This is a genomic window from Photobacterium sp. AWH4_225, assembly GCF_056158405.1.
Window position 1 is genome coordinate 3,498,670 of record NZ_JBSWTF010000001.1, and the last position, 8,831, is coordinate 3,507,500.

Annotated in this window: 3 tRNA genes and 4 rRNA genes; all 7 read right to left on the reverse strand. The window is 51.3% G+C overall.

The annotated features are described in order from the left end of the window. Positions 1-26: 26 nt before the first annotated feature. The 7 genes from ACXAD4_RS16190 to ACXAD4_RS16220 all read right to left on the reverse strand — a co-directional run bounded on the left by ACXAD4_RS16190 (position 27) and on the right by ACXAD4_RS16220 (position 8,564). Positions 27-2,914 (reverse strand): 23S ribosomal RNA (locus tag ACXAD4_RS16190). A gap of 319 nt (positions 2,915-3,233) precedes the next feature. Further along, positions 3,234-3,309, reverse strand: a tRNA-Val gene (locus ACXAD4_RS16195). A gap of 30 nt (positions 3,310-3,339) precedes the next feature. Then, positions 3,340-3,415: transfer RNA gene (locus ACXAD4_RS16200), tRNA-Lys, on the reverse strand. Position 3,416: 1 nt separating this feature from the next. Further along, positions 3,417-3,492, reverse strand: a tRNA-Glu gene (locus ACXAD4_RS16205). Between the two features lie 116 nt (positions 3,493-3,608). After that, a 16S ribosomal RNA gene (locus ACXAD4_RS16210) occupies positions 3,609-5,161 on the reverse strand. A gap of 315 nt (positions 5,162-5,476) precedes the next feature. Next, positions 5,477-5,592, reverse strand: a 5S ribosomal RNA gene (gene rrf, locus ACXAD4_RS16215). A gap of 84 nt (positions 5,593-5,676) precedes the next feature. Then, positions 5,677-8,564, reverse strand: a 23S ribosomal RNA gene (locus ACXAD4_RS16220). The 16S, 23S and 5S rRNA genes sit together here with 3 tRNA genes alongside, the layout of an rRNA operon. Between the last annotated feature and the right edge of the window lie 267 nt (positions 8,565-8,831).

The window sequence follows — 8,831 nt, forward strand, 5'->3', positions numbered from 1 at the left end:
AGTCCGTAAAACCCCTTGGGTGTTGTATGGTTAAGCCTCACGGGCAATTAGTACAGGTTAGCTCAACGCCTCACAACGCTTACACACCCTGCCTATCTACGTCGTAGTCTCCAACAACCCTTCAGGAACCTTATAGGTTCAGGGATGACTCATCTCGAGGCTCGCTTCCCGCTTAGATGCTTTCAGCGGTTATCGATTCCGAACTTAGCTACCGGGCAATGCGTCTGGCGACACAACCCGAACACCAGAGGTTCGTCCACTCCGGTCCTCTCGTACTAGGAGCAGCCCCTCTCAATCATCCAACGCCCACGGCAGATAGGGACCGAACTGTCTCACGACGTTCTAAACCCAGCTCGCGTACCACTTTAAATGGCGAACAGCCATACCCTTGGGACCGACTTCAGCCCCAGGATGTGATGAGCCGACATCGAGGTGCCAAACACCGCCGTCGATATGAACTCTTGGGCGGTATCAGCCTGTTATCCCCGGAGTACCTTTTATCCGTTGAGCGATGGCCCTTCCATACAGAACCACCGGATCACTATGACCTGCTTTCGCACCTGCTCGACTTGTCAGTCTCGCAGTCAAGCGGGCTTATGCCATTGCACTAACCTCACGATGTCCGACCGTGATTAGCCCACCTTCGTGCTCCTCCGTTACGCTTTGGGAGGAGACCGCCCCAGTCAAACTACCCACCAGGCACTGTCCGCACCCCGGATAACGGGGCGACGTTAGAACATCAACACTACAAGGGTGGTATTTCAAGGACGGCTCCACCGAATCTAGCGACTCGGTTTCAAAGCCTCCCACCTATCCTACACATGTAGGGTCAATGTTCAGTGCCAAGCTGTAGTAAAGGTTCACGGGGTCTTTCCGTCTAGCCGCGGGTACGCAGCATCTTCACTGCGATTTCAATTTCACTGAGTCTCGGGTGGAGACAGCGTGGCCATCATTACGCCATTCGTGCAGGTCGGAACTTACCCGACAAGGAATTTCGCTACCTTAGGACCGTTATAGTTACGGCCGCCGTTTACCGGGGCTTCGATCAAGAGCTTCGACCGAAGTCTAACCCCATCAATTAACCTTCCGGCACCGGGCAGGCGTCACACCGTATACGTCATCTTTCGATTTTGCACAGTGCTGTGTTTTTAATAAACAGTTGCAGCCACCTGGTATCTGCGACTGCCAGCAGCTCCAAGAGCGAGTCTCTTCACCGCCGGCAGCGTACCTTCTCCCGAAGTTACGGTACCATTTTGCCTAGTTCCTTCACCCGAGTTCTCTCAAGCGCCTTGGTATTCTCTACCCGACCACCTGTGTCGGTTTGGGGTACGATTCCTTACTATCTGAAGCTTAGAGGCTTTTCCCGGAAGCATGGCATCAATGACTTCAGTGCCGTAGCACCTCGACATCGGGTCTCAGCCTGGTGTAATCCCGGATTTGCCTAAGATTACAGCCTACACCCTTGAACCTGGACAACCGTCGCCAGGCCCACCTAGCCTTCTCCGTCCCCCCATCGCAATAGTAAGAAGTACGGGAATATTAACCCGTTTCCCATCGACTACGCCTTTCGGCCTCGCCTTAGGGGTCGACTCACCCTGCCCCGATTAACGTTGGACAGGAACCCTTGGTCTTCCGGCGAGGGAGTTTTTCACTCCCTTTATCGTTACTCATGTCAGCATTCGCACTTCTGATACGTCCAGCACACCTTACGATGCACCTTCAACCGCTTACAGAACGCTCCCCTACCCAATACATATAAATGCATTGCCGCAGCTTCGGTGTATAGCTTAGCCCCGTTAAATCTTCCGCGCAGGCCGACTCGACCAGTGAGCTATTACGCTTTCTTTAAATGATGGCTGCTTCTAAGCCAACATCCTGGCTGTCTGAGCCTTCCCACATCGTTTCCCACTTAGCTATAACTTTGGGACCTTAGCTGGCGGTCTGGGTTGTTTCCCTCTCCACGACGGACGTTAGCACCCGCCGTGTGTCTCCCGGATAGTACTTACTGGTATTCGGAGTTTGCAAAGGGTTGGTAAGTCGGGATGACCCCCTAGCCTTAACAGTGCTCTACCCCCAGTAGTATTCGTCCGAGGCGCTACCTAAATAGCTTTCGGGGAGAACCAGCTATCTCCAGGTTTGATTGGCCTTTCACCCCTAGCCACAAGTCATCCGCTAATTTTTCAACATTAGTCGGTTCGGTCCTCCAGTAAGTGTTACCTCACCTTCAACCTGCCCATGGCTAGATCACCTGGTTTCGGGTCTAATCCTAGCAACTGAACGCCCAGTTAAGACTCGGTTTCCCTACGGCTCCCCTAAACGGTTAACCTTGCTACTAAAATTAAGTCGCTGACCCATTATACAAAAGGTACGCAGTCACCCCGAAGGGCTCCTACTGCTTGTACGTACACGGTTTCAGGTTCTATTTCACTCCCCTCACAGGGGTTCTTTTCGCCTTTCCCTCACGGTACTGGTTCACTATCGGTCAGTCAGGAGTATTTAGCCTTGGAGGATGGTCCCCCCATGTTCAGACAGGATATCACGTGTCCCGTCCTACTCGATTTCACTCGCAATGCGCTACCGGTTACGGGGCTATCACCCTGTATCGCTGTGCTTTCCAGCACATTCACCTGTCGCAAAACTAGCTTAAGGGCTAATCCGGGTTCGCTCGCCGCTACTGCCGGAATCTCGGTTGATTTCTCTTCCTCGGGGTACTTAGATGTTTCAGTTCCCCCGGTTCGCCTCAATACGCTATGTATTCACGCATTGATAACTGCTTATGCAGCTGGGTTTCCCCATTCGGAAATCCAAGAGTATCGTGATTCTTACCATCTTCTCTTGGCTTATCGCAGGTTAGCACGTCCTTCATCGCCTCTGACTGCCCAGGCATCCACCGTGTACGCTTAGTCACTTAACCATACAACCCCAAGGGGTCTGTTCGTATGGCTCAACAACCAAGGTTGTCCATCTGAGTATTGATGGACTGTGTTTCGCCGGACTCTTACACAAGACACTTGAATGTGTGTTGCTTGAGAACTCGTTCCTACTTTATTCAAGTAGAAACTATTAGTATTGAATTCGAAAATTCAATTTACTAGTCAGCTTTCCAGATTGTTAAAGAGCATGTGTTTATCGTGAGATAACCACTTTCTAATGATTTTCGGCGGCAAAAAAGCGGACTCAACAAAGTTAACCTTCATTGAATCTGCGTATCCGTGCAGAAAATTCTTAGAGAGTGGTGGGCGATACCGGGCTCGAACCAGTGACCCCCTCCTTGTAAGGGAGGTGCTCTCCCAACTGAGCTAATCGCCCTCCGATGTTTTACATCTTCAAAGGAGAAGATGGTGGGTCGTGCAGGATTCGAACCTGCGACCAATTGATTAAAAGTCAACTGCTCTACCAACTGAGCTAACGACCCGTGGCGTCCCATAGGGGAGTCGAACCCCTGTTACCGCCGTGAAAGGGCGGTGTCCTAGGCCTCTAGACGAATGGGACTAAGTGTTTGGTTAATGTGTTGGGCACACTAACGAGGATAGCCAACGCTACCCTTGCTCTCTTACATTTCAACCAAGCAATCTGTGTGGACACTGCATAAAACGCAGTCATATCGTTAAGGAGGTGATCCAGCCCCAGGTTCCCCTAGGGCTACCTTGTTACGACTTCACCCCAGTCATGAACCACACCGTGGTAAACGCCCTCCCGAAGGTTAAGCTATCTACTTCTGGTGCAGCCCACTCCCATGGTGTGACGGGCGGTGTGTACAAGGCCCGGGAACGTATTCACCGTGGCATTCTGATCCACGATTACTAGCGATTCCGACTTCATGGAGTCGAGTTGCAGACTCCAATCCGGACTACGACGTACTTTCTGGGATTCGCTCACTCTCGCAAGTTGGCCGCCCTCTGTATACGCCATTGTAGCACGTGTGTAGCCCTACTCGTAAGGGCCATGATGACTTGACGTCGTCCCCACCTTCCTCCGGTTTATCACCGGCAGTCTCCCTGGAGTTCCCACCATGACGTGCTGGCAAACAAGGATAGGGGTTGCGCTCGTTGCGGGACTTAACCCAACATTTCACAACACGAGCTGACGACAGCCATGCAGCACCTGTCTCAGAGTTCCCGAAGGCACCAATCCATCTCTGGAAAGTTCTCTGGATGTCAAGAGTAGGTAAGGTTCTTCGCGTTGCATCGAATTAAACCACATGCTCCACCGCTTGTGCGGGCCCCCGTCAATTCATTTGAGTTTTAATCTTGCGACCGTACTCCCCAGGCGGTCTACTTAACGCGTTAGCTCCGAAAGCCAGTGTTCAAGACACCAACCTCCAAGTAGACATCGTTTACGGCGTGGACTACCAGGGTATCTAATCCTGTTTGCTCCCCACGCTTTCGCATCTGAGCGTCAGTCTTTGTCCAGGGGGCCGCCTTCGCCACCGGTATTCCTTCAGATCTCTACGCATTTCACCGCTACACCTGAAATTCTACCCCCCTCTACAAGACTCTAGCCTGCCAGTTCCAAATGCTATTCCGAGGTTGAGCCCCGGGCTTTCACATCTGGCTTAACAAGCCGCCTGCATGCGCTTTACGCCCAGTAATTCCGATTAACGCTCGCACCCTCCGTATTACCGCGGCTGCTGGCACGGAGTTAGCCGGTGCTTCTTCTGTCGCTAACGTCAAACACATGCGCTATTAACGCATATGCCTTCCTCACGACTGAAAGTGCTTTACAACCCGAAGGCCTTCTTCACACACGCGGCATGGCTGCATCAGGGTTTCCCCCATTGTGCAATATTCCCCACTGCTGCCTCCCGTAGGAGTCTGGACCGTGTCTCAGTTCCAGTGTGGCTGATCATCCTCTCAGACCAGCTAGAGATCGTCGCCTTGGTGAGCTCTTACCTCACCAACTAGCTAATCTCACCTGGGCTAATCCTGACGCGAGAGGCCCGAAGGTCCCCCTCTTTGCTCCGAAGAGATTATGCGGTATTAGCCATCGTTTCCAATGGTTATCCCCCACATCAGGGCATATTCCCAGGCATTACTCACCCGTCCGCCGCTCGCCGCCCATAAGCGCACCCGAAGGATTGCTTATGTCGCTGCCGCTCGACTTGCATGTGTTAGGCCTGCCGCCAGCGTTCAATCTGAGCCATGATCAAACTCTTCAATTAAAGTTTTGGCTCAATGAAATACTGTTAAACCATTACCGAAGTAATGATTGAATTGACTGTGCCAAATAATAAGTAAACTTAAAATTTGTATTGGTCACTCAGTTTCATTGATAATGCTTTTGTTGACTATCATTTCACGAGTGCCCACACAGATTGCATGGTCAAATTGTTAAAGAACATATTGCCTTTCAGTGCCTTAGCACTTAAGCAGGACGCGTATAATACGCTAACCACTTCGAAAGTCAACATAAAACTCTAAGAAAACTTAAAGCTCTATGGTGACTTGCTTATCAAATAAGCAAAGTCGAAATGAAAGCCTGGCGATGTCCTACTCTCACATGGGGAGGCCCCACACTACCATCGGCGCTATTACGTTTCACTACTGAGTTCGGCATGGGATCAGGTGGGTCCATAATGCTATGGTCGCCAAGCAAAATTCTTACAATCTAAAAAGCTGATGTTCTCGACACTCATCCAAGTGTTTGCGGAGTCCGTTAAAACCCCTTGGGTGTTGTATGGTTAAGCCTCACGGGCAATTAGTACAGGTTAGCTCAACGCCTCACAACGCTTACACACCCTGCCTATCTACGTCGTAGTCTCCAACAACCCTTCAGGAACCTTATAGGTTCAGGGATGACTCATCTCGAGGCTCGCTTCCCGCTTAGATGCTTTCAGCGGTTATCGATTCCGAACTTAGCTACCGGGCAATGCGTCTGGCGACACAACCCGAACACCAGAGGTTCGTCCACTCCGGTCCTCTCGTACTAGGAGCAGCCCCTCTCAATCATCCAACGCCCACGGCAGATAGGGACCGAACTGTCTCACGACGTTCTAAACCCAGCTCGCGTACCACTTTAAATGGCGAACAGCCATACCCTTGGGACCGACTTCAGCCCCAGGATGTGATGAGCCGACATCGAGGTGCCAAACACCGCCGTCGATATGAACTCTTGGGCGGTATCAGCCTGTTATCCCCGGAGTACCTTTTATCCGTTGAGCGATGGCCCTTCCATACAGAACCACCGGATCACTATGACCTGCTTTCGCACCTGCTCGACTTGTCAGTCTCGCAGTCAAGCGGGCTTATGCCATTGCACTAACCTCACGATGTCCGACCGTGATTAGCCCACCTTCGTGCTCCTCCGTTACGCTTTGGGAGGAGACCGCCCCAGTCAAACTACCCACCAGGCACTGTCCGCACCCCGGATGACGGGGCGACGTTAGAACATCAACACTACAAGGGTGGTATTTCAAGGACGGCTCCACCGAATCTAGCGACTCGGTTTCAAAGCCTCCCACCTATCCTACACATGTAGGGTCAATGTTCAGTGCCAAGCTGTAGTAAAGGTTCACGGGGTCTTTCCGTCTAGCCGCGGGTACGCAGCATCTTCACTGCGATTTCAATTTCACTGAGTCTCGGGTGGAGACAGCGTGGCCATCATTACGCCATTCGTGCAGGTCGGAACTTACCCGACAAGGAATTTCGCTACCTTAGGACCGTTATAGTTACGGCCGCCGTTTACCGGGGCTTCGATCAAGAGCTTCGACCGAAGTCTAACCCCATCAATTAACCTTCCGGCACCGGGCAGGCGTCACACCGTATACGTCATCTTTCGATTTTGCACAGTGCTGTGTTTTTAATAAACAGTTGCAGCCACCTGGTATCTGCGACTGCCAGCAGCTCCAAGAGCGAGTCTCTTCACCGCCGGCAGCGTACCTTCTCCCGAAGTTACGGTACCATTTTGCCTAGTTCCTTCACCCGAGTTCTCTCAAGCGCCTTGGTATTCTCTACCCGACCACCTGTGTCGGTTTGGGGTACGATTCCTTACTATCTGAAGCTTAGAGGCTTTTCCCGGAAGCATGGCATCAATGACTTCACCGCCGTAGCGGCTCGACATCGGGTCTCAGCCTAGTGTAATCCCGGATTTGCCTAAGATTACAGCCTACACCCTTGAACCTGGACAACCGTCGCCAGGCCCACCTAGCCTTCTCCGTCCCCCCATCGCAATAGTAAGAAGTACGGGAATATTAACCCGTTTCCCATCGACTACGCCTTTCGGCCTCGCCTTAGGGGTCGACTCACCCTGCCCCGATTAACGTTGGACAGGAACCCTTGGTCTTCCGGCGAGGGAGTTTTTCACTCCCTTTATCGTTACTCATGTCAGCATTCGCACTTCTGATACGTCCAGCACACCTTACGATGCACCTTCAACCGCTTACAGAACGCTCCCCTACCCAATACATATAAATGCATTGCCGCAGCTTCGGTGTATAGCTTAGCCCCGTTAAATCTTCCGCGCAGGCCGACTCGACCAGTGAGCTATTACGCTTTCTTTAAATGATGGCTGCTTCTAAGCCAACATCCTGGCTGTCTGAGCCTTCCCACATCGTTTCCCACTTAGCTATAACTTTGGGACCTTAGCTGGCGGTCTGGGTTGTTTCCCTCTCCACGACGGACGTTAGCACCCGCCGTGTGTCTCCCGGATAGTACTTACTGGTATTCGGAGTTTGCAAAGGGTTGGTAAGTCGGGATGACCCCCTAGCCTTAACAGTGCTCTACCCCCAGTAGTATTCGTCCGAGGCGCTACCTAAATAGCTTTCGGGGAGAACCAGCTATCTCCAGGTTTGATTGGCCTTTCACCCCTAGCCACAAGTCATCCGCTAATTTTTCAACATTAGTCGGTTCGGTCCTCCAGTAAGTGTTACCTCACCTTCAACCTGCCCATGGCTAGATCACCTGGTTTCGGGTCTAATCCTAGCAACTGAACGCCCAGTTAAGACTCGGTTTCCCTACGGCTCCCCTAAACGGTTAACCTTGCTACTAAAATTAAGTCGCTGACCCATTATACAAAAGGTACGCAGTCACCCCGAAGGGCTCCTACTGCTTGTACGTACACGGTTTCAGGTTCTATTTCACTCCCCTCACAGGGGTTCTTTTCGCCTTTCCCTCACGGTACTGGTTCACTATCGGTCAGTCAGGAGTATTTAGCCTTGGAGGATGGTCCCCCCATGTTCAGACAGGATATCACGTGTCCCGTCCTACTCGATTTCACTCGCAATGCGCTACCGGTTACGGGGCTATCACCCTGTATCGCTGTGCTTTCCAGCACATTCACCTGTCGCAAAACTAGCTTAAGGGCTAATCCGGGTTCGCTCGCCGCTACTGCCGGAATCTCGGTTGATTTCTCTTCCTCGGGGTACTTAGATGTTTCAGTTCCCCCGGTTCGCCTCAATACGCTATGTATTCACGTATTGATAACTGCTTATGCAGCTGGGTTTCCCCATTCGGAAATCCAAGAGTATAGTGATTCTTACCATCTTCTCTTGGCTTATCGCAGGTTAGCACGTCCTTCATCGCCTCTGACTGCCCAGGCATCCACCGTGTACGCTTAGTCACTTAACCATACAACCCCAAGAGGTCTTTCGTATGGCTCAACAACCAAGGTTGTTCATCTGAGTATTGATGAACTGTGTTTCGCCGGACTCTTACACAAGACACTTGAATGTGTGTTGCTTGAGAACTCGTTTCATCTTTCGATGAAACTATTAGTATTGAATTCAATGAATTCAATTTACTAGTCAGCTTTCCAGATTGTTAAAGAGCATAACGCAAAAGCGTTAATCAATAACTGACGTTATTCATTAGCACTTTTGCTATTTCTAAAACCAT